At 36.2% G+C, this 564-nt stretch carries 1 protein-coding gene; it reads right to left on the bottom strand.

The window, feature by feature from the left end:
* Positions 1-541, bottom strand: a 541-nt coding sequence (locus IDG60_RS00550; protein WP_206160361.1) for an aminotransferase class I/II-fold pyridoxal phosphate-dependent enzyme, incomplete at its 3' end; no start/stop codon positions are given.
* Positions 542-564 lie beyond the last annotated feature (23 nt).

The raw sequence follows: 564 nt of genomic DNA, 5'->3' as shown, positions 1-564 counted from the left end.
CTTTCGTAGCTGTCGATCCAGTTGGATTATTTGGATACGTTAAATAAATGAGTTTTGTTTTATCTATTATTTGTGAATCAACTGTGGACCAATCTGGCAAATAATGTGGCGGTTCTAAATTAAGCGGGACAGGCTTGCCATCAGCTAAAAGTACACCTGCTAAATAATCCGTGTAGCCTGGATCAGGTAGTAATACATAGTCTCCTGGATTGATAACACATGTTGGTACTGCCACTAATCCATTTTTTGTACCATATAAAATGCACACTTCATCTTCTTTATCTAACGTCACATTATATTGTCTTTGATAAAAATCTACAATAGCTTGCTTGAACGCTTCTTTACCATGAAAAGCACCATATTTTTGATTTTCAGGAATAGTTAGTGCTTGTTGAAAATGATCAATAATACCTTGTGGCGTAGGCCCATCAGGGATTCCAACTGCCATATTAATTAATGGCAATGGTCCATGTTCGATTTTACGTCCCATCGTTTTCCCGAAATAACTATCAGGGATATTTGCTAATTTGTTAGAGATCATCAAATTCCTCCTCTATCATTAAA

The organism is Staphylococcus sp. EG-SA-2, assembly GCF_017152085.1.
Note: the sequence above shows the minus strand (reverse complement) of the source record. Positions and strands in the feature narration are given on the sequence as shown.